The sequence below is a fragment of the Salinibacterium sp. SWN167 genome, from assembly GCF_015864665.1.
GTDB lineage: Bacteria > Actinomycetota > Actinomycetes > Actinomycetales > Microbacteriaceae > Rhodoglobus.
Window position 1 is genome coordinate 268,555 of sequence record NZ_JADYWU010000002.1, and the last position, 26,519, is coordinate 295,073.

Annotated in this window: 25 protein-coding genes; 15 read left to right on the forward strand and 10 right to left on the reverse strand. The window is 60.5% G+C overall.

Annotation, left to right across the window (positions count from 1 at the left end; all coding sequences use genetic code 11):
* Nucleotides 1-54: 54 nt before the first annotated feature.
* From I6E60_RS11210 to I6E60_RS11235, 6 genes are all read right to left on the reverse strand, one after another.
* The gene (locus I6E60_RS11210; protein ID WP_197125912.1) at nucleotides 55-813 is read right to left on the reverse strand and encodes a succinate dehydrogenase iron-sulfur subunit; all 759 of its coding nucleotides are present in this window, start codon (nucleotides 811-813) and stop codon (nucleotides 55-57) included.
* Nucleotides 813-2,627 (reverse strand): succinate dehydrogenase flavoprotein subunit, encoded by a 1,815-nt coding sequence (sdhA, locus tag I6E60_RS11215; protein WP_197125910.1) that lies wholly within the window; start codon nucleotides 2,625-2,627, stop codon nucleotides 813-815. Before sdhA ends, I6E60_RS11210 begins: the two co-directional genes overlap by 1 nt.
* Nucleotides 2,628-3,074, reverse strand: a complete 447-nt coding sequence (locus tag I6E60_RS11220; protein ID WP_197107795.1) for a succinate dehydrogenase hydrophobic membrane anchor subunit — start codon at nucleotides 3,072-3,074, stop codon at nucleotides 2,628-2,630.
* Nucleotides 3,075-3,076: 2 nt separating this feature from the next.
* Nucleotides 3,077-3,487: a succinate dehydrogenase, cytochrome b556 subunit gene (gene sdhC / locus I6E60_RS11225; protein WP_374189225.1), complete on the reverse strand. Its 411-nt coding sequence runs from the start codon at nucleotides 3,485-3,487 to the stop codon at nucleotides 3,077-3,079.
* A 215-nt stretch (nucleotides 3,488-3,702) separates the two neighbouring features.
* Nucleotides 3,703-4,137, reverse strand: a complete 435-nt coding sequence (locus I6E60_RS11230; protein ID WP_197180397.1) for a MerR family transcriptional regulator — start codon at nucleotides 4,135-4,137, stop codon at nucleotides 3,703-3,705.
* Between the two features lie 68 nt (nucleotides 4,138-4,205).
* A complete protein-coding gene (locus I6E60_RS11235; protein WP_197180399.1) occupies nucleotides 4,206-5,336 on the reverse strand; it encodes a glycosyltransferase family 1 protein in 1,131 nt (376 codons plus the stop codon).
* 90 nt (nucleotides 5,337-5,426) lie between these two features.
* On the opposite strand from I6E60_RS11235, the gene I6E60_RS11240 reads away from it, so the two are divergent.
* The 8 genes from I6E60_RS11240 to I6E60_RS11275 all read left to right on the forward strand — a co-directional run bounded on the left by I6E60_RS11240 (nucleotide 5,427) and on the right by I6E60_RS11275 (nucleotide 15,294).
* A complete protein-coding gene (locus I6E60_RS11240) occupies nucleotides 5,427-6,548 on the forward strand; it encodes a mannose-1-phosphate guanylyltransferase (protein WP_197125904.1) in 1,122 nt (373 codons plus the stop codon).
* Between the two features lie 88 nt (nucleotides 6,549-6,636).
* Nucleotides 6,637-7,776: a BMP family protein gene (locus tag I6E60_RS11245; protein WP_197125903.1), complete on the forward strand. Its 1,140-nt coding sequence runs from the start codon at nucleotides 6,637-6,639 to the stop codon at nucleotides 7,774-7,776.
* A 123-nt stretch (nucleotides 7,777-7,899) separates the two neighbouring features.
* The gene (locus tag I6E60_RS11250; RefSeq protein WP_197125902.1) at nucleotides 7,900-9,414 is read left to right on the forward strand and encodes an ABC transporter ATP-binding protein; all 1,515 of its coding nucleotides are present in this window, start codon (nucleotides 7,900-7,902) and stop codon (nucleotides 9,412-9,414) included.
* Complete coding sequence (locus tag I6E60_RS11255) at nucleotides 9,411-10,697, forward strand: ABC transporter permease (protein WP_197125901.1); 1,287 nt, start codon at nucleotides 9,411-9,413, stop codon at nucleotides 10,695-10,697. The genes I6E60_RS11250 and I6E60_RS11255 overlap by 4 nt, the downstream gene beginning before the upstream one ends.
* Nucleotides 10,697-11,977 carry an ABC transporter permease gene (locus I6E60_RS11260; protein ID WP_197125900.1) on the forward strand — a complete coding sequence of 427 codons (1,281 nt, stop codon included), beginning with the start codon at nucleotides 10,697-10,699 and terminating at the stop codon, nucleotides 11,975-11,977. Before I6E60_RS11255 ends, I6E60_RS11260 begins: the two co-directional genes overlap by 1 nt.
* A 4-nt stretch (nucleotides 11,978-11,981) precedes the next feature.
* Nucleotides 11,982-12,398, forward strand: a complete 417-nt coding sequence (locus I6E60_RS11265) for a cytidine deaminase (protein ID WP_197125899.1) — start codon at nucleotides 11,982-11,984, stop codon at nucleotides 12,396-12,398.
* A complete protein-coding gene (locus I6E60_RS11270) occupies nucleotides 12,391-13,707 on the forward strand; it encodes a thymidine phosphorylase (protein WP_197180401.1) in 1,317 nt (438 codons plus the stop codon). The genes I6E60_RS11265 and I6E60_RS11270 overlap by 8 nt, the downstream gene beginning before the upstream one ends.
* A gap of 69 nt (nucleotides 13,708-13,776) precedes the next feature.
* The gene (locus I6E60_RS11275; RefSeq protein WP_197180403.1) at nucleotides 13,777-15,294 is read left to right on the forward strand and encodes an MFS transporter; all 1,518 of its coding nucleotides are present in this window, start codon (nucleotides 13,777-13,779) and stop codon (nucleotides 15,292-15,294) included.
* On the opposite strand, the gene I6E60_RS11280 is transcribed toward I6E60_RS11275, so the two are convergent.
* Nucleotides 15,291-16,238 (reverse strand): nucleoside hydrolase, encoded by a 948-nt coding sequence (locus I6E60_RS11280; protein WP_197125895.1) that lies wholly within the window; start codon nucleotides 16,236-16,238, stop codon nucleotides 15,291-15,293. The genes I6E60_RS11275 and I6E60_RS11280 overlap by 4 nt on opposite strands.
* Nucleotides 16,239-16,286: 48 nt before the next feature.
* On the opposite strand from I6E60_RS11280, the gene I6E60_RS11285 reads away from it, so the two are divergent.
* The 5 genes from I6E60_RS11285 to I6E60_RS11305 are packed head-to-tail and all read left to right on the forward strand — an operon-like array spanning nucleotide 16,287 to nucleotide 20,048.
* Entirely contained in the window at nucleotides 16,287-17,465 is a 1,179-nt protein-coding gene (locus tag I6E60_RS11285; RefSeq protein WP_197125894.1) for an adenosylhomocysteinase, read from the forward strand.
* Nucleotides 17,465-18,148: an IclR family transcriptional regulator gene (locus tag I6E60_RS11290; RefSeq protein ID WP_197125893.1), complete on the forward strand. Its 684-nt coding sequence runs from the start codon at nucleotides 17,465-17,467 to the stop codon at nucleotides 18,146-18,148. Before I6E60_RS11285 ends, I6E60_RS11290 begins: the two co-directional genes overlap by 1 nt.
* A gap of 57 nt (nucleotides 18,149-18,205) precedes the next feature.
* The gene (locus I6E60_RS11295) at nucleotides 18,206-19,327 is read left to right on the forward strand and encodes an adenosine deaminase (RefSeq protein ID WP_197180405.1); all 1,122 of its coding nucleotides are present in this window, start codon (nucleotides 18,206-18,208) and stop codon (nucleotides 19,325-19,327) included.
* Between the two features lie 2 nt (nucleotides 19,328-19,329).
* Nucleotides 19,330-19,779 (forward strand): PTS sugar transporter subunit IIA, encoded by a 450-nt coding sequence (locus I6E60_RS11300; RefSeq protein ID WP_197180407.1) that lies wholly within the window; start codon nucleotides 19,330-19,332, stop codon nucleotides 19,777-19,779.
* Entirely contained in the window at nucleotides 19,776-20,048 is a 273-nt protein-coding gene (locus tag I6E60_RS11305; protein WP_197107762.1) for a PTS sugar transporter subunit IIB, read from the forward strand. The genes I6E60_RS11300 and I6E60_RS11305 overlap by 4 nt, the downstream gene beginning before the upstream one ends.
* A 61-nt stretch (nucleotides 20,049-20,109) precedes the next feature.
* Here I6E60_RS11305 and I6E60_RS11310 read toward each other — a convergent pair whose 3' ends face one another.
* The gene (locus I6E60_RS11310) at nucleotides 20,110-21,777 is read right to left on the reverse strand and encodes a phospho-sugar mutase (protein WP_197180409.1); all 1,668 of its coding nucleotides are present in this window, start codon (nucleotides 21,775-21,777) and stop codon (nucleotides 20,110-20,112) included.
* A complete protein-coding gene (locus I6E60_RS11315; protein ID WP_197125887.1) occupies nucleotides 21,774-22,610 on the reverse strand; it encodes a purine-nucleoside phosphorylase in 837 nt (278 codons plus the stop codon). Before I6E60_RS11315 ends, I6E60_RS11310 begins: the two co-directional genes overlap by 4 nt.
* Before the next feature lie 164 nt (nucleotides 22,611-22,774).
* Here I6E60_RS11315 and I6E60_RS11320 point away from each other — a divergent pair, with 164 nt between their 5' ends.
* Nucleotides 22,775-24,214: an NAD(P)H-quinone dehydrogenase gene (locus I6E60_RS11320; protein WP_197180411.1), complete on the forward strand. Its 1,440-nt coding sequence runs from the start codon at nucleotides 22,775-22,777 to the stop codon at nucleotides 24,212-24,214.
* Nucleotides 24,215-24,469: 255 nt separating this feature from the next.
* Nucleotides 24,470-25,720: an MFS transporter gene (locus tag I6E60_RS11325; protein WP_197125883.1), complete on the forward strand. Its 1,251-nt coding sequence runs from the start codon at nucleotides 24,470-24,472 to the stop codon at nucleotides 25,718-25,720.
* Between the two features lie 60 nt (nucleotides 25,721-25,780).
* Here the strand turns inward: I6E60_RS11325 and I6E60_RS11330 are convergent, their stop codons facing one another.
* On the reverse strand, nucleotides 25,781-26,428 hold the full coding sequence (locus I6E60_RS11330; protein WP_197125812.1) for a GntR family transcriptional regulator: 648 nt from the start codon (nucleotides 26,426-26,428) through the stop codon (nucleotides 25,781-25,783).
* Between the last annotated feature and the right edge of the window lie 91 nt (nucleotides 26,429-26,519).

Here is a 26,519-nt window from a genome sequence, read left to right on the forward strand (position 1 = left end):
CCCTGGAGCTACCTCGGTAGCGCCAGGGGCGATCTTGTTTAAGCGAGCGTACGGTTACGGCTTGCCCTTGATGATGGCCTGCTTCACTTCAGCGATTGCCTGAGTTACTTGGATGCCACGGGGGCACGCGTCGGTGCAGTTGAAGGTAGTGCGGCAACGCCACACGCCCTCTTTGTCGTTGAGGATGTCGAGGCGAACGCCGGCGCCCTCATCGCGCGAGTCAAAGATGAAGCGGTGCGCGTTCACGATGGCAGCAGGACCGAAGTACTGTCCGTCGGTCCAGAACACGGGGCAGCTCGACGTGCACGCAGCGCACAGGATGCACTTTGTGGTGTCGTCGAAGCGGGCGCGCTCCACAGGACTCTGCTTGCGTTCCTTGCCGCCCTTGACGGGGCCAGCCATGAGGAACGGGTTGACCTCTTTGAAGGAGTCGAAGAACGGCTCCATATCGACGATCAAGTCTTTCTCTAGGGGGAGACCCTTGATGGCCTCCACGTAGATCGGCTTCGAAATGTCGAGGTCCTTGATCAGCGTCTTGCAGGCGAGGCGGTTGCGGCCGTTGATGCGCATTGCATCCGAACCACAAATACCGTGTGCGCAGGAGCGACGGAAGGTCAGCGACCCGTCCATCTCCCACTTGATCTTGTGAAGAGCGTCGAGAACACGGTCGGTCTCGTACAGCTCGACGTCGAAGTCTTCCCAGCGCGGTTCTTCATCCACCTCGGGGTCGAATCGACGAATCATGAGCGTCGCAGTGAAGGTCGGAACGACCTCTGCTGCGGCAGGCTTGTTATCAGCGACGGCAGTGCTCATTAGTACTTTCTTTCCATCGGCGGGTAGTTGGTGATCACTACCGGCTTCCAGTCGAGACGGATGTGGTCACCCGCCTCTTCTGATTCTGGGTCGCCCGTGAGGTACGCCATGGTGTGCACGAGGAAGTTCTCGTCGTCACGATCGGGGTAGTCCTCACGCATGTGGCCGCCACGGCTTTCCTTACGAGACCGAGCCGAGAACACGAGCACTTCAGCGAGGTCGAGCAGGAAGCCAAGCTCTACGGCTTCGAGCAGGTCGGTGTTGAACCGCTTGCCCTTGTCGTCGAGGCGGATGTTCTTGTAGCGAGCGCGCAAAGTCTGGATGAGCTTGGTTACCTCTTCGAGGCTTTCATCGGTGCGGAAGATCTGCGCGTTGCGGTCCATCGAGACCTGCAGTTCCTTGCGGATAACGGCAATGCGCTCGGTGCCATCGCCAGCACGAACCATGTCGAGGATGTTCTTGACGCCCCCGGCAGGATTCTCGGGCAGCGGCACGAATTCAGCAGTCTTGACGTACTCGACGGCTGCCTTTCCGGCACGCTTTCCGAAGACGTTGATGTCGAGCAGCGAGTTGGTTCCCAAACGGTTGGATCCGTGAACGGAAACACACGCACACTCGCCAGCGGCGTAGAGGCCCTTGACGACATCAGTGTTGTTGCGCAGCACTTCGGCCTGAACGTTGGTGGGAATGCCGCCCATCGCGTAGTGCGCGGTTGGCAGCACGGGAACGGGCTCGGTGTACGGCTCGACGCCCAGGTAGGTGCGAGCGAACTCGGTGATGTCGGGGAGCTTCTCGTCGATGACAGCAGGCTCGAGGTGAGTGATGTCGAGGAAAAGGTAGTCCTTGTCGGGACCAGCTCCACGGCCTTCACGAATCTCAGTGGCCATCGAACGCGCAACGATGTCACGCGGCGCGAGGTCCTTGAGCGTCGGCGTGTAGCGCTCCATGAAGCGTTCGCCCTCGGAGTTGCGCAGAATCGCGCCCTCTCCACGAGCAGCTTCGGAGAGCAGGATGCCGAGGCCAGCCAACCCGGTGGGGTGGAACTGGAAGAACTCCATGTCCTCCAGCGGCAGGCCCTTGCGCCAGATGATTCCGACGCCATCACCGGTGAGGGTGTGCGCGTTGGACGTCGTCTTGAAGATCTTGCCGAATCCACCGGTAGCGAAGATGATCGCCTTCGACTGGAACACGTGCAGCTCGCCGGTAGCGAGCTCGTAGGCAACAACGCCCGACGGTTCGTCAACGCCATCAACCTCGGTCATGACCAGGTCGAGCACGTAGAACTCGTTGAAGAAGTTGATGCCGAGCTTGACGCAGTTTTGGTACAACGTCTGAAGGATCATGTGGCCGGTGCGGTCAGCGGCGTAGCAGGCGCGGCGAACCGGAGCCTTGCCGTGTTCGCGAGTGTGGCCACCGAAGCGACGCTGGTCGATCTTGCCGTCTTCGGTGCGGTTGAACGGAAGACCCATGTTCTCAAGGTCTACAACGGCGTCGATCGCTTCTTTGGCGAGAATCTCTGCCGCGTCTTGGTCGACAAGGTAGTCGCCACCCTTGACGGTGTCGTAGGTGTGCCATTCCCAGTTGTCTTCTTCAACGTTGGCGAGAGCCGCAGCCATACCGCCCTGCGCTGCACCGGTGTGCGAACGCGTGGGGTAGAGCTTGGAAATCACAGCGGTCTTGGCGTGCGGGCCAGCTTCAATAGCGGCGCGCATGCCAGCACCACCGGCACCCACAATGACGATGTCGAACTGGTGGTAGTGGATTCCGTCAATAACGGTTCCGTCGGCGATGTCGCCGGTGTTAATCGTTGCCAATTAAGATGCCTCACAGAAGCTGGGGAGCAGAGCTGGGTCAGCTCCGGCTGGGCAGGGGTCAAAGGTGGTGATCACGAGCGTTCCCAAAATAATCAGGATGACCGTGGATGCGGCAATTCCGATCAGGAGAACCTTGCGCACCTTGGGGTTGGTTGCATAGTCGTTCACGAGCGTGCGCATTCCGTTGCCGCCGTGGATGAGTGCGAGCCACAGCATGAGGCCGTCCCACACAATCCAGAACGGGTCAGCGAGCTTGCCGCCGACGAATGCGAAGTCGATGGCTTTGACGCCCTCGCCGGCAACAAGGTTGACGAAGAGGTGGCCGAAGATGAGAACGATCAGCACGACGCCAGAGGCGCGCATGTAGATCCATCCCCATTTTTCCCAGTTAATTCCACCGGTGCGGTGGCCACGGGTTGGGGTGCGGGGGGCTTCGATGAGACTCATGCTCAACCTCCGAAGACGTGCATTAGCTGGCGGGGGATGAACGCGGCAAGCAGAACCACCCAGAGACCAATGACGACCCAGAACATGGTGCGCTGGTGCTTGGCGCCGAATGCCCAGAAGTCGATCAGGATGATGCGGAGGCCGTTGAATGCGTGGAACGCGATCGCCGCAACCAGCGCGATTTCACCCAGACCCATGAGAGGCGTTTTGTAGGTGTCGATCACCGCGTTGTACGCCTCAGGACTCACGCGAACGAGCGCGGTGTCGAGAATGTGCACGAGGAGGAAGAAGTAGATAGCAACACCGGTAATTCGGTGTAGCACCCACGACCACATGCCCTCTTTACCCCGGTACAGGGTGCCAGCAGGTCTCTTGGGTGAGCGAATCTTGGGCGGCGACTGCGGCTCCGCCACTAGGTTACTCGCCGACTTCTCTGGCACGAGGACCCTCCTTGCGGTGTGGGGTCGCGTCCACCGCGACCGATGAGTGTCCGCACAGGCGGACTCTCTCATTCTATTCCCGTGCGGAGGCCCTCGCTTCCCAGTCGACCCTAAATAGGGAGATATCCGGAATGTTTTCGAGAATATTGTGAAACTTAACGAGGCCTTCTGGCGATGCAGCGCCGAATCTACTGCGCAAGCGCAGCTGACGACAAAGATTCTACGAACTGTGCACCAGAATCTTGTCGCTGATCCATCGCTGCTCGATACCACTCGATTTTCAGAGTGATTCCGTCGAGGTGCTTCTGTTGTTCGGCTAAGTCGCGCACAACGTTTTCGCGGTGTTGCTCGAGCAAGCGCATCCGTTCCGCTGAGGTGTCTTTGCCGCTCCGCACCAGATCGGCATACTCCCGGATGGTGCGGATGGGCATTCCTGTACGGCGAAGATGGCCGATGAACTCGACGGCCTTGACATCCATCTCGCGGTAGCGTCGCTGGCCATTAGCTAACCGGGGCACCACCAGCAGGCCCGCCTTTTCGTAGTAGCGCAGCGTGTGATCGGTGACTCCGGTCGCTTCCGCAACTTCGCCAATAGTGAGTACTCGTTCGTTAGCCGTTGTCATCGTGCCACCTATGTTCCTTGCTAGAGCGCACTCTAAGTCAAGTCACTGTGGCCACAGTGCGCAACTAGTTAGCGAGGAAGCGGTGCGGGTACTGCCGCGATTGTTGCTTCGTAGTGCTGGACGAGCTCGGCGCAGATGCCGCTCCACGATTTGCCGAGCACCGTGCGCCGGCCGGCTTCACCCATTCGAGCTCGCAGTGCTGGGTCGATGGCGAGTGCCTCTATATAGGCGCGCAACTGATCCTCGTTGTCGGCTTCGAACAGGAAGCCGTTAGTGCCATGGTCGATCAGGTCAATCGGGCCGCCAGAGCGGGGCGCTACTACGGGCAAGCCCGCCGAGTGTGCTTCTTGCAAGGTTTGGCCAAAGGTCTCTTCTGTTCCCGTGTGCGCAAAAATGTCGAACGCCGCGTAAGCGGTAGCGAGCTCCTCGCCCCCCAACTTGCCCAACCATGTCACCGGGATGCCGGCAAGCTCCCTCTTAACAAGAGGCACAGATGAACCGTCTCCCACGATTGCTACCCGCACCCCGCTGAGTCCCTGAAGTGATCGCAGCCGCTCCACCTGCTTCTCGGGAGCGATGCGTCCCACGTACCCCACGACGACTTCACCGTGGGGGGAGAGGCGCTTGCGCAGCTTCACCGTCGCGGGCGAGAGTTTCTTCGCGGGGTGATACATCGTGAGGTCCACGCCGCGACCCCAGCGTTCAAGTTTGGTGAGGCCGATAGCGCGCAGATCCGTCATAGCGGTGCTCGACGGGGCAAGCGTGAGCTCGGCACCATCGTGGATCCAACGCACGATGCGCCACGCCAGCTTGGTCGCCTGACCGAGGCGGTGGCGGCGCGCGTAGCCAGCGACATCCGTTTGGAAGATTGCGACAGCAGGGATGCCGAGGCGATTCGCTGACGATATCGCTTGAGCACCGAGAAGAAAGGGAGCAGCCGCGTGCACCACATCGGGGCGAAAATCGGCGATCAGTTTGTGGACTTGCGGATTAGGCAAGCCAACAGGAAATTGCCGATAAGCCAGTGCGGGCACCGCATGCACCGTGAATCCCGCGTAGGTCTTGGGGGCGCCGGCCGATGGACAAATCACAATGGCCTCATGGCCTTCGGCGCTCAAATAGTCGAGCACCTTCAGCACGCTGTTGGTGACGCCGTTGACAGTGGGGAGGAAGCTTTCGCTCACAATGGCGACTCGCACAATCAGCACCTCAATCGGTTGTCGTGACCCTGACTGTAGAAGGTGCGGATAACCGGCGAGTTAACGGGTGCTGAAGTCTAAGGTGGAGGAATGAGCCACAACCAGGCACCATTCGACAATTTTTACAGCGTGATCCCTGCGGGTGGTATCGGGTCACGCTTGTGGCCGCTATCGCGTGCCGACGCCCCCAAGTTCCTGCACGACCTCACCGGATCAGGCCAGACCTTGCTGCGGGACACCTGGGACCGCCTCGCACCGATCTCCGGTGCCGACCGCATCATGGTCGTCACAGGGCGCGCGCACCGTGCCGCTGTCGAAAAGCAGTTGCCCGAGCTCAGCGACCCCAACGTTGTTCTTGAAAGCGAGCCAAAAGACTCCTCCGCAGCGATCGGGCTTGCGGCCGCGATCCTGCTCAAACGCGACCCCAACGTCATTATCGGATCGTTTGCTGCTGACCATGTGATTCGCGACATCCGCGGCTTTAGGCGCAGTGTTCGCGAATCAATCGCCGTGGCCAACGCCGGCTACATCGCCGCGATCGGCATCACCCCCACTGAGCCCGCCATCGGATTTGGCTACATCCACTGCGGTGAGGCTCTTGAAATTGAAGGTGCTCCGAGTGCGGTCATGGCGAAGTCATTCGTCGAGAAGCCCAACTTCGAGACTGCCCAGGCGTACGTCGCCAGTGGCGACTACCTCTGGAATGGAGGGATGTTCATCTCGCGTGCCGACGTGCTGCTCGAACAGCTCGGCAAAGCGCAGCCTGAACTGCTCGCGGGGCTCACTCAGCTTGCCGAGGTCTGGGACACTCCTGAGCGCGGCGCCGTTGTGGATGCCGTGTGGCCGCATCTGGCCAAGATCGCCATCGACTACACCGTGGCCGAACCGGCCGCTGAAGAGGGCCGCCTCGTTGTTATCCCCGGAGACTTCGATTGGGACGACGTTGGAGACTTCGCCTCGATCGCCAAGTTGCACTCGGGTGGGCGCAAATCAGACCTCGCGATTCTCGGAGAGAACGCTCGCGTTTTGGCCGATAAGTCGACCGGAGTGGTCATTAGCCAGACTGATCGGCTTATTTCCCTAATTGGGGTAAACGACATTGTCGTGGTCGATACGCCCGATGCTTTGCTGGTTACTACAACTGCAAACGCTCAGAGAGTGAAATCTGTAGTGGATGCTCTAAAAGTCTCCGGACGCAATGATGTGTTGTGACAACCGTATTTCGCGTTTGTAACCATTCGGCTTCGGCGCTCATATTCGCACAATGGAACGCTTGATTCTTCGGTAGCGTAGGTTCACTATGTTTCGACAATTTCTGTCGAACAGCATCTTGGAGGACACCTTGAGAATCAGCACTCACGGCCGCGCACTCAGCGGCATGGCGCTTGTTGCAACGAGCGCACTCGTACTCGCCGGTTGCGCTGCAGCACCCGAAGAGACCGAAGCCGGATCAGGCGAAATGCTTGACTACCTTCCCTGCATGGTTTCTGACTCGGGCGGATTCGACGACAAGTCGTTCAACCAGCTCGGTTACGAAGGTATCGAAAAGGCAGCCAACGAACTCGGTGTTGAATTCAACGCTGTCGAGTCGACCAGCGATGCAGACTACGCACCCAACATCGAAAGCCTCGTAGCTGAGGGTTGCGACCTGATCGTCACCGTCGGATTCAACCTCTCCGCAGCCACCGTTGAGTTCGCTCTCGCGAACCCCGACATCGACTTCGCAATTGTCGATGACGCGGCAGACAACGACTTCGATGGCACCATCGACGCTCCGAACATCAAGCCGATCCTCTTCGACACCGCTGGTGCTGCATTCCTCGCGGGCTACGCTGCGGCTAGCTACTCCAAGACCGGTGTTATCGGAATGTACGGCGGAATGAACTTCCCCACCGTTTCGATCTTCCTCGACGGAACCGCTCAGGGTGTTGAGTACTACAACTCCGAAAAGGGCACCGACGTCACCGTTCGTGGTTGGGACATTGCAGCGCAGGACGGAACCTTCATCGGTACCTTCGCTCCGGGAACCGACTCGCGTGCAGCAGCTCAGAACCTGATCGACCAGGGTGCAGACGTTCTGCTTCCTGCTGGTGGACCCATCTTCCAGAGCGCGGTTGAGGCAATCCGCGACTCCGGCAAGGACATCGCCATGATCGGTGTAGACGCTGACCTGACCGAGACCGAGACCGCAGCAGCGGACTTGTTCCTCACCTCGATCCTTAAGCAGATCGGTGTTGCTGTCGAAGACGTTGTCAACGAAGCTTCCACCGGAACGCTTGACTACACGCCGTACATCGGAACCCTCGAAAACGGTGGAGTTGGCATCGCGCCGTTCCACGACTTCGAGTCGATGGTTGACGGTGGTCTCGAAGCTGAGCTCGTCACCGTCAAGGACGGCATCATTTCCGGCGACATCGCCGTAACGTCGTACCTTAACTAATTAGATAGCACTGAGGGGGCTGGCCTGTGGGTCAGCCCCCTTCGTTTTGGACTAGTCTTCTGAGGCTATTCTTGAGAAACCCGACGACGGCGATGATGCCCGTCACAGTACTGAGGAGAGATTGTGAAGCTTGAGCTGCGAGGTATAACCAAGCGCTTCGGTGACCTGATCGCGAATGATCATATTGATCTCACTGTCGAAGAGGGCGAAATCCACTGCCTCCTCGGCGAGAATGGCGCGGGCAAGTCAACGTTGATGAATGTGCTCTACGGCCTGTATCAGGCTGAAGAGGGCGAAATTCTCATCGATGACGAGGTGCGTCACTTTGCGGGCCCAGGAGACGCGATGCGCTCCGGTATCGGCATGGTCCACCAACACTTCATGCTGATCCCCGTGTTCACGGTCGCAGAGAACGTGGCGCTCGGCCACGAAGAGGTCTATGGCCCCGGGCTCCTCAACCTCGAAGCCGCCCGCACCCTCGTGCGCGACATATCCGCTCGCTTCGGGTTCGACATCGACCCGGACGCTCTCGTTGAAGATCTACCGGTTGGCGTGCAGCAGCGTGTAGAGATCGTCAAGGCGCTCTCTCGTGAAGCTAAAATTCTGGTCTTCGATGAGCCGACCGCCGTGCTCACGCCTCAAGAGACAGACGAGTTCATGGCCATTATGCGCCAGCTCAAATCCGAAGGCACCTCCATTGTTTTCATCACGCACAAGTTGCGTGAAGTCCGCGAAGTAGCGGACCGCATCACCGTCATCCGCCTCGGAAAAGTTGTCGGCGAAGCAGACCCGAGTGCGAACAAGGAAGAACTGGCATCGCTTATGGTCGGCCGCGCTGTCGACCTCACCATCGACAAGGCTCCGGCGCAGCTCACCGACAACTCCCTCGTGATCGACAAACTATCGATCGCTGATGAACTTGGGCACCGTGCAGTCAAAGACCTCAGCGTCACGATTCAGGGTGGAGAGATCCTGTGCATCGCGGGCGTACAGGGCAACGGTCAAACTGAACTGGCCGAAGCGCTGCTCGGCATGCAAGAGCGAGCATCCGGGTCAATTGCGTTGAACGGCATCGAATTGCTCGGGCTCAACGCCCGCCAAATCCTTGATGCCGGCGTTGGATATGTGCCGGAAGACCGCACTCTCGATGGTCTCGTCGGTGCGTTCTCGGTTGCCGAAAACTTGATGCTCGACCGTAGTGACGGGGAACCGTTCGTCAAGTACGGCACGTTGCAAACGGACGTGCTCACCGAGTTCGCGACCGAGAAGCTTGAAGAATACGACATCCGCGCTCAGAGCATTGGCGAGCTCGTCTCGAAGCTCTCGGGTGGTAACCAGCAGAAGGTAGTGCTGGCTCGAGAACTCAGCCGCGAGCTGTCGTTGTTGGTCGTTTCGCAGCCCACGCGTGGACTCGACGTTGGTTCGATCGAGTTTGTTCACGAGCAGATCGTTCGAGTGCGTGATCGCGGTGTGCCCGTGATCGTCGTCTCGACTGAACTCGACGAAGTCGTTTCCCTCGCTGACCGCATCGCGGTCATGTACAAGGGACAAATTGTTGGAATCGTGCCTGCGGATACCCCGCGCGAAAAACTCGGCCTCATGATGGCCGGCGAACGCATTACGGAGGAGGCAGCATGAGCGAGCCAACACCACAGAAACCTGAAGACCAGAAGCCTGAAGACCTGAAAGCTGAAGAAGCGGCCGTGACAGAGACTGCCACGACCTCGGAAACAAATCAGGACACCGTCCGCTGGACGAATGCGTTCCGCGAAATCGCCTCGGGCAACGCACTGCTGTCGCTGCTCGCCGTCGTCTTGGCCATCCTGATTGGTGGCGTGCTCATTGCCTTCACCGATTCCGACGTGCAAGAGGCGGCCGGATACTTCTTCGCGCGCCCCGGCGATTTCTTCGCTGCTATTGGCTCTGCCGTCGGTGGTGCCTACCTGGCTCTCTTCCAAGGATCGATCTACGACTTCCGTCGTGACGACTTTCTCTCGGCCATCAAGCCGCTGACACAAACCTTGGTCTTCGCAACTCCATTGATCGCCGCCGGCCTCGGTGTCGCGATCGCGTTCCGTGTTGGTTTGTTCAACATTGGTGGCCGCGGTCAGATCATCGTCGGTGCCGCATTCGCTGGTTACGCGAGCTTCGCGTGGGATCTGCCCATCGTCATCCACGTCACCGTTGCAGTGATCATGGGAATCATCGGTGGTGCCCTTTGGGGTGCGATTGCTGGCCTCTTGAAAGCTCGCACCGGCGCTCATGAGGTGATCGTCACGATCATGCTCAACTACGTTGCCTACTACCTGATCAGCTTCTTGCTGCGTACCGACCTGCTCAAGAACCCTGGTTCCAACAACCCGAAGACACCGCCGGCAGCAGAAAACGCGATTCTGCAGCCCATTTTCGGCGACGGGTTCAAACTGCACTGGGGCTTCGTGCTCGTGGTTGCCGCGACCGTTGTGGCCTGGTGGCTCATCGACCGCTCTAGCCTCGGTTTCAAGTTCCGCGCTGTGGGCCTCAACCCTCACGCGGCTCGCGTTGCCGGGGTCAAGGTTGAGCGCATCTACATCTACGTCATGCTGATTGCAGGTGGCTACGCCGGTCTCGCTGCGAGCACCGAGGTGCTCGGAACGACCACGAGTGGATTTACCTCTGGGGTCGATGCGGGAATCGGCTTCGATGCCATTACCGTTGCGCTCCTCGGCCGTTCTACTCCCTGGGGAACCTTCGCTGCAGGAATCCTGTTCGGCGCTTTCAAAGCCGGTGGATTCACGATGCAGGCGTCTCAGGGCATCCCGATCGACATCGTGCTGGTTGTCCAGTCCCTCATCGTTCTGTTTATCGCAGCTCCGCCGCTCGTGAGGGCTGTGTTCCGACTGCCGCAACCCGGCGCTCGCGCAAAGAAGGTGGTCAGCTAATGACTCTCACCACAACCTCCGAAGTCAAGACTCACGGCGGATCGAAGATCGACCGTCGTAGTTGGAAGCTCCCGATCGCTTTTGCGATTGTTTCGCTTATCTCTGGCGTGCTCTTCATCGGGTTCGCTGAGGACGCCCCCACCGGGTTCAACCTCTCCACGGGCACTGACCTGATTCAGTTGCCCATCGTTCACCTGCCTGCTCTGGCCACCGGTGTTATCGTGACGATCCTGACCGCGCTCATCGCGGTCGGCTCGGCATTCATGATTTCGAAGGATCGCGCAGTTCCTAAGTGGATTCCGATCGTGGGTGCGATTCTCGCTCTCACCGGCTTCCTCACGTGGGCTGCTGCCGATGAGACGCTTCGCGTTCCTGAACTGCTGGCTGGCTCGCTTGTGCTTGCCGTTCCACTCGTGTTCGGTGCTCTCGGTGGCGTCATCTCCGAGCGCGTCGGTGTCGTCAACATCGCTATCGAAGCCCAATTGCTGGCCGGTGCGTTTGTCTCCGCCGTCGTCGGAACCCTCACTGGCTCCGCATTCGCGGGACTCTTTGCGGCAGCTGTCGCCGGAATGCTCGTCTCGTTCTTGCTCTCGGTCTTCGCGATCAAGTACCTCGTCAATCAGATCATCGTTGGTGTTGTCATCAACGTTCTGGTATCCGGGCTCACCGGATTCCTCTACTCGACGTGGCTTACGGACAACCCCGAGCAGCTGAACAATCCTGAAGGGTTCTCGACGCTATCGATTCCGATCTTGAGCGGCATCCCGATCATCGGACCGGTGCTGTTCAAGCAAACTCTGATCGTGTACCTGCTGTACATCATCGTTGCCGCTGTAGCCTTCGCGCTGTACCGCACTCGCTGGGGACTGCGCCTGCGCGCGGTCGGTGAGCACCCCAAGGCTGCTGACACTGTCGGTATCAATGTGACGCTCACCCGCTTCTGGAACGTCGCCCTTGCCGGTGCGATTGCCGGACTGGGTGGAGCATTCATCACGCTGAGCCAGACAGGTCAGTTCGGCAAGGACGTCACGGCGGGCGCCGGCTTCATCGCTCTCGCCGCGGTGATCTTCGGTCGCTGGGATCCCATCAAGGCAACGCTCGCTGCGCTGCTCTTCGGTTTTGCCAGCAACCTGCAGAATGCTCTCAGCGTTGTTGGTTCGCCGGTGCCGAGCGAGTTCATGCTCATGCTGCCGTACGTGGTGACAATCATCGCCGTTGCCGGTCTGGTCGGAAAGTCCCGGCCGCCAGCAGCATCCGGAACACCATACATAAAGGGGTAACGCTATGACGATTGAGCCGCAATCTATTGACTGGGATGCGCTGAGGCTCGTCGCCACAGAAGCCCTTACCCACGCCTACGTTCCTTATTCGAAGTTCCCGGTCGGCGTCGCCGCAATTGTCGACGACGGCCGGGTAATTTCGGGCGCGAACGTGGAGAACGCCTCCTATGGCCTCACGCTGTGCGCCGAATGTTCCATGGTGTCAGCGCTACACATGTCGGGTGGCGGCAAGCTCGTCGCCTTCACGTGTGTTGATGGCAAGGGCAACGCCCTCATGCCGTGCGGCCGCTGTCGTCAGTTGCTCTTTGAGCACTCCGCTGATGGCATGCTGCTGGAGACGGTTTCTGGCATCAAAACGATTGACGAAGTGATCCCCGACGCGTTCGGGCCACGCACCCTTGAGGAGTACCGCGGTGAATAACACAGCAGCAGAGCCAGCAATCGAGCGTTTCGACGCCGTAGACCTCATCCACACCAAGCGTGACAAGGGTGTGCTGAGCACCGACCAGATCAACTGGCTCGTGGATGCCTACACTCGCGGTTACGTCGGCGACGAGCAGATGGCTGCCATGACAATGGCCATCTTCATCAACGGCATGGAGCGCGAAGAGATCCGCGACCTCACCCTCGCCATGATCGCCAGCGGCGAGACGCTGAGCTTCGAAGGACTGGGCAAGCCCACGACCGACAAGCACTCCACCGGTGGAGTGGGCGACAAGATCACCTTGCCGCTCGCGCCGCTTGTCGCTTCCTTCGGCGTTGCTGTTCCGCAGCTTTCGGGTCGCGGTCTTGGCCACACCGGTGGAACCCTCGACAAGCTCGAGAGCATCCCGGGCTGGCGTGCAGACCTCACCAATGAAGAGTTCTACGCGCAGCTTCGCGGCGTCGGTGGCGTTATCTGTGCCGCAGGCTCGGGGCTCGCTCCGGCCGACAAGAAGTTGTATGCCCTGCGCGACATCACCGGAACCGTCGAGGCGATTCCGCTGATTGCATCCTCGATCATGAGTAAGAAAATCGCCGAAGGAACGTCGGCCCTCGTGCTCGATGTTAAGTTCGGCTCTGGCGCTTTCATGAAGGATGCCGATCGCAGTCGCGAGCTCGCCGAAACCATGGTTCGCCTGGGCAAGGATGCGGGAGTCAAGACTGTTGCGCTGCTCACCAACATGAACGTTCCCCTCGGTCTCACCATCGGAAACGCTAATGAAGTGCGCGAGTCGGTGGAGGTTCTTGCCGGCGGCGGTCCCTCCGATGTGCGCGCGTTGACGGTAGCGCTTGCCCGCGAAATGTTGGCTCAGGTTGGCCACGAAGATGCGGATGTGGAAGCTGCTCTCGACAACGGCCAAGCGATGGATGCCTGGCGCGGCATGATCTCCGCTCAAGGCGGAGACCCGGATGCTGCCTTGCCGCAGCCCAAGGAAAGCCATGTTGTTGTCGCCGAGCGCGATGGCGTACTCGTCGAACAAGAAGCTCTCCCGTTTGGTGTTGCTGCGTGGCGTCTGGGCGCCGGTCGTGCTCGCAAACAAGACCCAGTGCAGCACGCCGCTGGCATCGATCTGCATGCCAAGCCGGGCGACGCTGTGCGCAAGGGCGAGCCGTTGTTCACAATGCACGCCGACGAGCCTGCTCGTTTTGAGCGCGCACTTGAGTCGCTCGAGGGCGCTTACCGCATCGGCGATGCCGGGGACACCATCCACGATGGTGGCCCGCTTATTGCTGGGCGCATCGATTAGAGCACGCCCCTGCATTCTGGCTTCGTAAGCTGAACGGTGGGTCTCATCCGCTGACGTAATGTTGTCTCAATGACGACCGCGGATGAGACCGCCGCCAGCGCTGATCCGGCCCTGAGTGGCGCACACACTACCGAAACCGAAGCCGAACACTCGGCTAAGTGGCGTGCCTTCTGGGTGTGCGTGGTGGTTGCCGCCATCACGATTCTTGACCTCTCGAAGGTCAACGTGGCCCTTCCGTCGATCGAGGATGCTCTCGGCGCAACATCCACTCAACTGCAGCTCATCGTCTCGGGCTATGTGCTGACATTTGGGCTTGTTCTCGTGCCGGCGGGCCGCCTCGGCGATCAGCGTTCGCGCAAGAAGCTGTTTCTCGTGGGGCTGACGCTCTTCACTCTCGCCAGTGTCGCGTGTGCGCTCGCCCCGAATGCGACCCTGTTGTTGGTGTTCCGATTGTTGCAGGGTGTCGCGGCTGGCATCCAGATGCCTCAGGTCATTGGCCTTATTCAGCAGTTGTTCCGTGGGCCGGAGCGCGGCCGCGCTTTTGGCCTGTTTGGCGCGATGATCGGTGTTGCCACCGCCTTCGGCCCCACCCTTGGCGGGCTCATGATCGCGATTGGCGGCGCTGACGACGGCTGGCGTTACATCTTCTGGATGAATGTGCCTCTCGGCATTATCGCCCTCATTCTGGCGTGGCGCATTCTCCCCGCTACCTCCAAAGCCAGCTACGAGCGTCTCAGCCTCGACCCGGTCGGTATCGCGATCTTCGGTGTCACGGTGCTTGCGCTGATGTGGCCGTTCCTCTTTACGACGGGTGCTCCGACGGATGACCCGAACCGCTGGTGGTTGCTGGTGCTTTTTGTGCTTTCTGCCGCCGCTTTCGTCTCGTGGGAGCGTCGTTACGCAGCAGGGGGACGGGCGCCTCTCGTTCCGCTTCAGCTATTCCGCATCAGCTCGTTCCGCAACGGAACGTTGCTCGCGACCGTGTACTTTGCGGCGATGCCAGCGATGTTCCTCATGACGACGCTCTACCTGCAGTTGGGGCTTGGTCTCGAACCCGTCTTCGCGGGGATGGTAACGATTGGTTTTGCGCTCACGAGCGCGGTGTCGTCGTGGCGCGGGGGCATCCTCGTCGAACGTTATGGCCGGTCGCTCGTGGTGGTGGGGCTTGCGATCTTGCTCGTCGGGCTCGGGCTTCTCATGGCTGCCGCGATACTGACTCCGCCCCAGCTGACGCCCTACGTCATGGCGGCAGCCTTGATTGTCGGAGGCGCCGGCGGTGGGCTCGTCGTTTCGCCAAACCAGACCCTCACGCTGCACGATATTTCGCCCGTCGAGGGCGGCCTGGCGGGATCCGTGGGGCAACTTGGCCAACGTATTGGCACGGCAATCGGCACCGCCGTAGCACTGTCGTTGTTTTATTCCACGCTCTATAACGAACGCAACAACGGCGACAGCACGGTCGAGCTGTACCACCATGCTTACGGCACGGGGATGCTCGCCACGACGCTGTTCTTCTCGATCGCGATGCTTATCGGTGTTGTCGATCTTGGCGCACGCAAGCGTCGCGCGCGTGCGCTGAAGGTTTAGAGCTTAGGGTCGCCGATGCGTTCGAGGGCGTCGACGATCATGCCCCAGAACTTGGGAACGTCGATATTGCGTGCGACCTGAGTCGTGCAGTCGTCGGGAGCCGGTGCGCGGAAGTCGGTGACGGTCATGCCGAGGGTGAGCGTTCCCGTGAGCTCGACGTTGAGGGGCACCTTTGCGGTTTCCATGATGGTCGGGTCGATCACAAAGGCGACGGCACACGGGTCGTGCACGGGAGGGTGCTCGAAGCCTTGAGCTTCGCGGTAGGTGGTGCCGAAGAATTCAAGAAGCTCGCCGACGAATGCTGCGGGAGCGGTGCCCACGGCGGCGATCGCAGCGGCGACGTCGTCGGTTGCAAGGGCGTCGTGAGTGACGTCAATGCCCACCATGGTGAGCGGCCAGGATTCGTTGACGACGATGTGCGCTGCTTCGGGGTCGATCACAATGTTGAACTCGGCGGTCGCGCTCCAATTGCCGACGTTGACGCCGCCACCCATCATGACGACCTGCTTCACGCGCTGCGCAATGCGCGGTTCTTTGCGCACGGCGAGGGCGAGGTTGGTGAGGGCTCCGGTGGGTACGAGAGTGACAGTGCCTGGCTCGTTCTGCATCACGGTGTCGATGATGAAATCGACGGCGTGACGAGCGTCCAACTCAATAAGGGGTTCGGGGAGCACGGGGCCGTCGAGACCGGATTCGCCGTGAATGGATTCGGCTACTTCGACTTCGCGCACAAGCGGGCGGTGGGCTCCGCGAGCGAAGGGCACATCGGTGATGCCGGCGACGCGGGCAACGGCTAGAGCGTTGCGAGTGACTTTCTCAATGGTCTGATTGCCCATCACAGTCGTGACTCCGAGGAGTTCGATGTGGGGGCTACCGTGAGCGAGCAGGATCGCAATCGCGTCGTCGTGCCCGGGATCGCAGTCGAGGATAATTTTTTCAGCCATAGCGAAAAGCATATATGAAAACCCCATTCATATATGTAGAGTGAAGATATGACAAATGATCTTATTGCGGGTGCGACCGCCCGGTTGCTCTGGGTGAGATCTCGCATGCCGTTGCTCGCCGAAGTGCGAGAGCGATTCGAGCAGACGAAACCCTTCGCTGGGCACCGCATCGGCATGGCGATGCACCTCGAGCCGAAGACCGCAGTGTTGCTTGAAACCCTGAAGGCCGGGGGAGCGGAGATCGTAGCGACCGGCAATCTCGGGTCGACGCAGGATGATGTTGTTGCCTATTTGCGCTCGCAGGGAATGACGATTTTTGGTGCCCGAGATGACTCTGAGTGCGAATACGAGGCGCATATCCGGAACGTGGTGGAGTCGAAACCAGACATCATCCTCGACAACGGCGCGGGCCTGGTTGCTCGTCTCGTTGAGCTCGGGGACACCGAGCGCATCGTCGGCGGTACCGAAGAAACCACCTCAGGAAGTTACCGGCTACGCGAGGAGCTCGCTCGGCACATCCGTTTTCCCATCATCGTTATCGACGACAACCCACTGACTGTGATCAACGAAAACAAGCATGCGGCAGGACAGTCAGTTGTTGAGAGCTTTATGCGTGTCACGAACGTCATGGTCTCTGGGCGCCGCTTCGTGGTGGTCGGCTACGGCTGGTGTGGTCGCGGCGTGGCGCATTATCTTCGTGCTCTGGGTGGCAAAGTCGCTGTCGTAGAGGTCGATGAGATCAAGGCCCTTGAGGCAGCACTCGATGGCTATCGAGTGGCAAATGTGTTCGACCTCGCCGGTTGGGGCGAGGTCTTCATCACGGCAACCGGCCATCCGCAGGTTCTCGCTACCGACTTCTTCGAGGTTGTCGCAGACGGAGCGATGCTCGTGAACTGCGGTCACTTCGACTGGGAAATCGACGTTCTGGCTCTGCGTGATGTGGCGACGAGTACGACAGTGATCGACGGTGCAATCGAGCGAGTTGACCTCCCGGGAAACCGCCACATCACCTTGCTCGCGGACGGCCGCATGATCAATCTCGCGGGGCGCGAGGCTCGGGGCAACTCGATCGAATCGATGGATCTCGGGTTTCTGCTTCAAGCGCTTTCCCTCGAACGCATCGCGACAGCGGCTGGCACGCTCGAACCGGGTGCTCAGCCTGTCCCCGACAGCATCAACCGTGAAGCGGCGCGTCGGATGCTCGCCACGATGAAAGCGGACCGCTAATGGCGACCGCCCCCGAGTACACCGCGCCAGCCCTCGACAAGGGGCTCGACATTCTCGAACTGCTCGCAGCGACCTCTGGCGCCCTCAGCCAGTCGGAGATCGCAGAAGCAACCGGGCGCAGCATCGGTCAGATCTTCCGGGTGCTGTCGACGCTCGAACGGCGCGGCTACGTGTTCCGCGACAAGCAATCGGGGCTCTACACGCTGGCTATGAAGCTGTTTGAGCTCGCGCACCGGCATCCGCCACTTCGGGGATTGGTCAGCGTGGCGCAACCCATCATGCAGGTTCTCGCGGAGCAGGTGCGGCAATCGTGCAACCTCGCCGTGCTCGATGGCAGTGAAGTGCGTGTCGTCGCCCAGGTGGAGTCTCCCGCCGACTTCGGTTTTCGAGTGCGCGTCGGGGCAACATTCGATTTGACGACGACGGCGACAGGTTCGGTGCTTTCGGCAACATCACCATTGACGGCTGACACGGTCGTGCGCGCCGATACCTTGCACCCCGGAATCACCGATGTAGTGGCGCCGATTCTCGGGGCGAGTGGCGCGGTGGTGGCCGCGCTGACGGTGCCATACGTGGCACCAACGTTCAGCGAAGTGGATGTGGACCGTGTTCAAGAATTAGCCTCCGCCGCCGCAAAAGAAATTGCGATTCTGCTCAGCGGGGAAGCTTTCACCGGATCGTAACGCCGTTCAGCGGAGGCACAGCGCGCTTTCAGCGTGATCCACGGTAGATTTAGAGGCATGAACGCCGCTGTTGAAAACTTTTTGATGCCCGGAGGTGGCGCGAGCATTACTGCGCTTCCCAAGGTTTCCCTCCACGATCACCTCGATGGAGGGTTGCGGCCTCAGACCATCGTTGAACTTGCCGACGAGGTCGGCTATGCGCTCCCCGAGAATGACTCGGAGGCGCTGAAATCGTGGTTTGCGACTCAGGCCGATTCTGGCTCGCTCGTGAACTACCTCGCGACTTTCGACGCCACCATCGCCGTCATGCAGACCACCGAGGGTCTCCAGCGGGTCGCACGGGAATTCGTCGAAGACCTCGCTGACGATGGCGTCATCTATGGCGAGATCCGTTGGGCACCCGAACAGCACCTGCAGAAGGGACTCGACCTCGATCAGGCCGTTGCTGCAGTGCAAGAGGGTCTCGAGCAGGGTGTGGATTCGGTGCGCTCGAGCGGCCGCAGCCTCCGCGTTGGTCAGTTGCTCACGGCTATGCGCCAGACCGATCGTGGCACTGACATTGCCGAATTGGCCATCCGTCACCGCGATCGTGGCGTCATCGGCTTCGACATCGCAGGCCCAGAAGCCGGCTTCCCGCCGAGCCGGATGCGCGGAGCTTTCGATCTGCTCGCGCACAATTACATTCCCGCCACTGTTCACGCGGGGGAGGCGGATGGCCTCGACAGCATCCGTAGCGCACTCTTCGACGGGCGCGCCCTGCGTCTCGGTCACGGTGTTCGCCTGGCTGAAGACATCACGATCGCCAACGAAGACGACGAGAACACTTACGTGACGCTGGGTGATTTGGCGCAGTGGGTAAAGGATCGTGAGATTGCGCTCGAACTGAGCCCGTCATCCAATCTTCAGACCGGTGCCATCGAGCAGTGGGGCGACGAAATCATCGACCACCCCTTCGACTTGCTCTACCAGCTCGGATTCCGCGTGACGGTCAACACCGATAACCGCCTCATGAGCGCCACGACCCTCAGTCGCGAACTCTCGTTGCTCACCGAAGCGTTCGGGTACGACCTCACGGACCTCGAGGTCTTCCAACTCAATGCTGCTGCCGCAGCGTTCCTGCCCCTTGAAGAACGCGAAGAGCTTTCCGAGGCCATCAGCGTCGGTTTTGAAAGAGCGTAGTTATGTCCCTTCCTCCGCTGCCCGAATCAGCGATAGAAATTGATGCCTTCGCGGCTGACTGGCGTGCCGCCGTGCGGTTGTCAGGTGAAGCCCTTGTGCGTTCCGGCGCGGCCAAGTCGGGTTATGCCGACGAGATGATCCGCATGATCGAGGATCACGGTCCCTACGTGGTGATCGCGCCCGGTCTTGCTTTGGCTCATGCACGCCCCGGTCCGCAAGTGATCGCTAACGGACTCTCAGTTGTCACGCTCAAAGAACCTGTGCGGTTCGGTCACGCCCACAACGATCCGGTTCGGGTGGTGCTTGGCCTCGCTATTTCTGAGGCAGGCGCACACTTGGCAGCGGTCGCGGCTGTCGCTAACATCTTCAATGACTCCTCGGCGATAAACGAGCTGGCGGCCGCAACGAGCCCCGCCGAGGTGCAACGCATCATGGGAGTGAATCCGTCGTGAAAATCGTGACCATCTGTGGTGCGGGAATCGGCAGTTCCGGTGTGCTCAAGGTCAACGCAGAACGAGCGTTGCGCGCGCTTGATCTCGAAGCCACAGTCGTTGCCGCTGAAGTGAGCACCGTTCGCACGGTTGCCGCGGATGCTCAGATTATTCTCACGACGCAAGAGTTCGTTGAGGCGATCGGCAAGACGAACGCCGATGTCATCGTGATTGTGAACCTCTTTGACACATCGGAGCTTGCCCAAAAACTAGAGGACGCCCTCGGCTGAGCCGAGGACGCCCTCTTCACGTTTCTCTGCGCACTGCTGTTCGGCAGTAGCGCCAGCGGTATTAGCTGAGAATCTCGCGCATGCCCGCTTCAAGCTGGCTCGCGACCGCTTCGGCCGCAGCCTGACGCTCAGCGCCTTCGCCTGACGTGCTCGAGGCATCCACATAGAACTTGAGTTTGGGCTCTGTGCCACTGGGGCGCACGATGACGCGTGCTCCGCCCTCGAATTGCAGGCGAATGATGTTGCTGGGCGCGAAGCCGTCAACACCGTTTTCAAAGTCATCGAAGGATGCCACAGCGAGACCACCGACGGTGGCGGGAGCGTTCGCACGCAAGCGCGTCATCGTCTCACCAATCTCTGAAATCTTGGTGAAGCGCAGCGAGACCTGGCGGGAGGCAAACGCACCGAAGCGGGCCGCAAACTCGTCGAGACGATCGAGCACTGTCTTGCCTTCGGCCTTGAGCTCGGCGGCCATCGAGAGGAAGTCGACCGACGCTGAAATACCGTCTTTGTCGCGCACCTTGTCGGGATCAACGAGGTAACCAAGGGCCTCTTCATAACCGAACACGAGGCCGTCGATGCGGGAGATCCATTTGAAGCCCGTGAGGGTGTCGGCGTAGTCCAGGTTGTAACCCGCGGCGATTGTACGCAGCGCTGGAGACGAGACGATGGATGCCGCGAGAACACCAGTGCCGTTGGCGCGTTCTGCCGCGCGCCAGCCCAGCAAAATTCCCACTTCGTTTCCGCTCAGCCGACGCCATTCGCCGTCGCGACCGGGCACAGCCACGGCGAGGCGGTCGGCGTCGGGATCGTGGGCAATGGCGAGGTCGGCGCTGACTTCGCGTGCTTTCGCGAAGCTGAGATCCATGGCGCCCGGCTCTTCGGGATTGGGGAAGGCGACGGTGGGGAACGCGGCGTCAGGGTGCGCTTGTTCTTCGACAAGTGCGGGGGCGGCGAATCCGGCCTTCTCATACACGGCCTTGCTGGTTTCCCAACCCACACCGTGCATGGCGGTATAGGTGTAGACGACGTCCTTGACGGGGCCGGCGAGGGCTGCCGTGCGGGCAATGTATTCGTCAACAACACCCTCGTCAGTGGTGACGAAATCGGTGGAGCGTGGCAGCTCGGCAATCGAGCCCTTGGCGACGATCGCAATGGCGTGTGCAATGTCGGCGTCGGCGGGCGGCACGATCTGTGAGCCGTGGTTGTCGCCGCCGAGGTACACCTTGTAGCCGTTGTCGTTGGCCGGGTTGTGGCTGGCCGTAACCATGACGCCAGCACTCACGTTGAGATGGCGCACCGCGAAGGCGAGCACGGGCGTGGGCAGCAGTCGGGGCAACAGGATGGCGCGCACACCGGCCCCGGCCATGATGGTTGCGGTGTCGCGAGCAAAAACTTCAGAATTGATGCGACCGTCGTAGCCGATCACGATGCTCGGGCTGAGCTCATGGGTGAGCAAATAGGCGGCAAGTCCCGCGGCCGCCTGAGTGACCAACACCCGGTTCATGCGGTTCGGGCCGGCACCGAGCTCGCCGCGCAACCCTGCCGTGCCAAACGCGAGCCGCGAATCGAAGCGGTCATGAAGGCCAGCGATGGCGGCCTCGTCGCCCTGGGCGGCATCCGTAATCAGAGCCTCGAGCTCGGTGTGGGTGACGGCGTCGGGGTCTTGCTCGAGCCACGCGTTCGCGGCGGCGATGAGGTCGGCGGTGCTGAGAATTTCGGTGCTCATAGTGCGGTCACAATCTGGGCGAGAAGACTGCTGATCTGTACTTCAGCATCCTTGCCCGCCTGAATCACTTCTTCGTGGCTGAGGGGAGTGGACTGGATGCCAGCAGCAAGGTTGGTGATGAGGGACATTCCCAAGATTTCCATGCCTGCCTGGCGCGCGGCAATCGCTTCGAGCGCCGTGGACATTCCCACGATGTCACCGCCGATTGTTTTAGCCATCTGCACTTCGGCCGGGGTCTCGTAGTGCGGGCCGCGGAACTGGGTGTACACACCCTCGTCGAGGCTCGGATCGATCGACTTGGCGATCTCGCGTAGGCGCTTGCTGTAGAGGTCGGTGAGGTCGATGAACGTCGCACCTTCGAGGGGCGAGTCTGCCGTGAGGTTGAGGTGATCACTGATCAGCACGGGGGTTCCGGGCTTCCACGTCTCTTTGATGCCGCCGGCACCGTTCGTGAGGATCATGGTCGTCGCGCCGGTGGCGGCAGCGGTGCGTACCGAGTGAACAACGCGGCGAACGCCGTGGTTTTCGTAGTAGTGCGTGCGAGCGCCAATGACGAGGGCGCGCTTGCCGCTCGGCAACAGGATTGAACGCAGGGTTCCGACGTGGCCTTCGAGGGCCGGCTTCGAGAAACCGGGGATGTCCGAGGCCGGAATCGTGGCGGTGGTTTCACCAATCAGGTCGGCAGCTTTGCCCCACCCGCTTCCGAGCGTGAGGGCAATGTCGTGCTTCTCGACGCCGGTCGCGGCTGCGATTGCTGCAGCGGCGTCTTTCGCGACCGCGAACGGGTCTGCGGTGGGGTCGTCGAGGGGGTTTGTGGTGGGCGACTGTGACATGGCATCCACTCTAAACGGTGGTGACTGCGACTCACCGGTGCATTCAGCGCGAATGTGAGCACGCCGGCGCGCACGACGCGGGTGATTCGGCCTGAGCAGCGCGCTAACGCACACGTGTGAGTGTGTGGTTTGTCGCTGAGGCAGAACCGCGAGAGAATTGCTGCATGGCCTATGAGTTCGAGCGCACCCAACGAATTGCAGTACTCGGCGGTGGCCCCGGTGGCTACGAAGCAGCCTTGGCGGGCGCGCAACTCGGCGCGGAGGTGACCCTCGTTGAACGCGAAGGTGTTGGCGGCTCTGCTGTGCTCACCGATGTGGTGCCGTCGAAGACGCTCATCGCTACTGCTGAAGCAACCAACGCGATTCGGGATGCCGCAGAGCTGGGCGTGCAGTTCTACTCGCGCTCCGATTCCGGTCGTGCCGTTCGCCCTGAAATCACCGTCAACCTTGCCGCCGTCAACGCGCGCCTCATGCGCCTCGCCCAGCAGCAGTCAGACGACATGAAGTCGCAGCTCATCAAGGCTGGCGTGCGCATCATCCACGGTGAAGGCCGTCTCGATGGCCCGCAGCGTCTGGTCGTCTCGACCGGCAAGGGCAAAGCCGGAACCGACTTCGATGAAGTGGATGCCGACACCGTCATAGTCTCGGTCGGCGCCCGCCCGCGCGTGCTCGACTCCGCACTGCCTGATGGCAAGCGCATCCTCACGTGGACGCAGCTCTACACGCTCACCGAAACCCCCGAACACCTCATCGTGGTCGGTTCCGGTGTAACCGGTGCCGAATTCGCGTCGGCGTACACGGCGCTCGGCGCCAAAGTCACCCTGATTTCTTCGCGCGACCGCGTGCTGCCCGGTGAAGACGAAGATGCCGCCCGCGTGATTGAAGACGTGTTCAAGCGCAACGGTATGACCGTGCTCTCCAAGTCGCGGGCCGAATCCGTCACCACCACCAAGAATGGCGTGATTGCTACGCTCAGCGACGGACGAACGGTTGAAGGCAGCCACTGCCTCATGGCCGTGGGTTCGCTGCCGAATACCGAAGGTCTCGGACTCGAAGAGGCTGGCGTGCAACTGACCGAGTCTGGTCACATCCGGGTCAACCGTGTTGCCCGCACCTCAATGCCGTCGATCTACGCGGCCGGTGACTGTTCAGACTTCTTCCCGCTCGCCTCGGTTGCTTCTATGCAGGGCCGCACCGCCGTATTCCACGCGATGGGCGACGGCGTGACGCCGATTGAACTGCGCAACGTGGCATCCAACATCTTCACTCAGCCTGAAATCGCCACGGTTGGCTGGTCGCAAAAGCAGATCGAAGACGGGCTCGTTCAGGGCACGATCTACAAGTTGCCGCTGGCATCGAACCCGCGCGCCAAGATGATGGGCATCAAGGACGGCTTCGTGAAGCTCTTTGCTCGCACCGGTTCTGGCACGGTGATTGGTGGAGTCATCGTTGCCCCCAACGCCTCCGAGCTGATCATCTCGATCGCGCTCGCGGTAGAGCACCGCCTTACCGTCGACCAAATGGCTCGCGCGTTCTCTGTTTACCCGTCACTGACGGGAAGCATCACGGATGCCGCCCGCGCCATGCACGTCGTCGCCGAGTAGCCTGCCGGAGCTTTTTCCGCACGGTTCCGCGATTGACGCCAGCTCGATTCTCTGATGTCGCAATTTTCGCACTCCCACATACGCGTGTGGGTGGCCTCCTGCGGCGACCGCATCTTGGTCCAATTCACGCCAAATCGGTTTGTTGTATACCTAAACCACCAAACCATGTTCTACTGGAGGTGACATCGCGCGATTTCCCCTAAATTGTATGCAGGGAAATGGACGCGGTGAAGAATTCGACAGAAGAGAGAACGAATGGTTAGGGCGCGGCTTCCCAAAGAAGTGTGGATCGTATCCCTGATAGGGTTCATCGTCACGCTGGGGTTCGGAGTCATCGGGCCGTCGCTCCCGGCGCTCGGCCGCGAGTTCAATGCTGGCACCACTCTTATGAGCCTGGCCATTAGCGGTTTCGCTGCCGCCCGTCTCATCACGAACTTGGCGTTCGCCAAATACCTCGACCGGCTTCGACTCCGAACGGTTCTGTGGGTCGGCCTTTTGGTCCAATCGGTGTGCAGCATTATCGCGGGCTTGTCTCCTGATTATCTCGGCTTTATCACGTTCAGAACCATCAGCGGTGTCGGTAGCGCGGCGTTCACAATCGCATCCTCGGCGCTGCTGCTCGTGCTGGCTCCCGTCGCCGTGAGAGGCCGGGCCATGAGCGTCTTCGCCAGTTCAACGGCGTTGGGGACAGTGGCAGGCCCAGCCCTTGGCGGCCTGCTTGCCATTTTCGATCCGCGGTTGCCTCTTCTCGGCTATGGCGGTGCGCTGGCCCTAGCATCCGCGGTCACTGTGGTTTTGCTCCGCTCTGCACGTGATGTAAAAGCGGTCCCCGCCGAGGTCGCTCCCGAAGGGGGAGTAATCGGTGGTCGTAGAGCTGCTTTTGCCGCGATCTTTTCCGATCGGCTCTTCGTCGCCGCTGTTGCATGTCAGGTTCTAGTGGGGTGGGTTTTCTATGGAATGCGCACTACCACTCTGCCGCTCAACCTCTCCAGCATCGGGTACTCGGTAGGCGTCATTGGACTGTTGCTCTCGATTTCTGCAGTTCTGCAGATCGTCGGGTCATCCACTGGTGGTACCATCTCCGACCGAATCGGGCGCATTAAACCCCTCGTCGTCGGACTCGGTCTCGCTTTCTTAGCAGCCGTCGGCTTGAATTTTTCGGAGTACTTCACTATTGCGGTCATCACGTTCATGACTTTGGGACTTGCGGGTGGCCTCATCGCGACAGCCGCTATCTCTCTTTTGGGCGATTCCAAGGTCGGCCGTTCTGGATTTGGTCTCGCGGCGTACTGGGTTGGAAGCGACCTTGCCGGAATCCTTGGGCCGCTCGTTAGCGGCTTGCTCGCTGAGAGCTTGGGCTTCGGGGCCGCCTATGTAGTCGCTGCAATGCTCGTGGTGACGACGTTGATATTCGTGCTCCGGGCGGGTCGATCTTTGGGCCCTACCTTCCCTGGCGCAAACCAAACCGGGCCGACCGCTCCGTACAACCGGCCGGAACTGGGTTAGAGCAGCACGCAGCTTCGTCGCCGATAAGCGGAGCCTGTGTGTAGTGCGCGGCGCTGGGGCCTAGTCGTCAGTCAGCGGAAGCGTTGACAATACGTTGGCAAGACTATTGTGGAGATGTACAGCCGTAGCGTGCACCGCGAGAGCTTCGTTTTGCTCGAGGATCGCTTCGACGATGAGGAGGTGCTCCTCGGTAGCGCGTTGAAGTCGACCGGGAACGGAATGAGCATTGCGTCGGACTCGAGCGAGGTGGCCCCGCAGAGTGGTCTGAGCATTCCGCAGGTAAATGCTATCCGCGGCCTGATCGATGGCGAGATCCAGTGCGTCAGCAAGAAAATAAGGACGTGGCTGATCGAGACCTTCTGGTTCGGTCTCACTTGGTCCGGCAAGGAAGTCTGCTCGCAACTTTTCGAAAACGATTGGATCTCGTTTGCGTGCCGCCAGCCTGGCAGATTGTGCCTCGAGCGCTTCGCGTAGTTCGAAGAGCTCGATGACGTTGGCGCGCGAGAGGCTTGACACGGCCGCGGTTCTTCCATTGACGGTGTCAACTAGCCCCTCTGCCGTAAGGCGAGAAAGAGCCTCACGAACCGGAGTCCGTGAGACGCCGATGCGTGCGGCGGTTTCCACTTCACCGAGAGGCGTGCCGGGCTGCAGCCGCCATTGAATGATGTCATCCCGCAGTCGACGATAGGCAGTTTCACTAGCACGCATAGGAGTTATACTAGCGCTCGGTTTCCCCCGAGCACTCTTTTTGCTTGTGCGTGGAGGCAAGCGAGGTTGCTCGCCGTTTTTTCCCGATTCC